A 391-nucleotide genomic window follows, 5' to 3' on the forward strand; every position below is an offset into this window, starting at 1 on the left:
TTGCCGGACGTGACCTGCTGGAGCGCTATCTGGCGGCAGTGCAGCGGGTGGTGGACCGGCACGACATGCTGCGCACGTCGTTTGTGTGGGAGGGGCTGTCCGTTCCGGCGCAGGTGGTGTGGCGCCAGGCGCGGCTGGAGGTGGTGGAGGTTGAACTGGACGAGGCGGAGGGGCCGGCTCCCGAGCAGCTGCGGCGCCGGTTCGATCCGCGCGGGCCGCGCATCGATCTGGGGCGGGCGCCACTGATACGGTGTGTGACGGCCCGGGAGCCGGGCAGCGGGCGCTGGCTGCTGCTGGAGCTGCAGCATCATCTGATCGGCGATCACACGACGCTGGCGGTGAGGCATGCGGAGGTGCGGAGCGTGCTGGCGGGACGCGGGCACGAGCTGGC

1 protein-coding gene is annotated in these 391 nt (G+C 71.9%); it reads left to right on the plus strand.

All coding sequences use genetic code 11. The features are described 5' to 3' along the window. The coding region (locus tag VSR34_RS38935) for a condensation domain-containing protein (RefSeq protein ID WP_342965304.1) at window positions 1–391 on the plus strand (391 nt) is incomplete at both ends.

Origin of the sequence: Paraburkholderia sp. JHI2823 (assembly GCF_038900695.1) — a bacterium.
In the GTDB taxonomy this organism is placed as follows: Bacteria; Pseudomonadota; Gammaproteobacteria; order Burkholderiales; family Burkholderiaceae; genus Paraburkholderia; species Paraburkholderia mimosarum.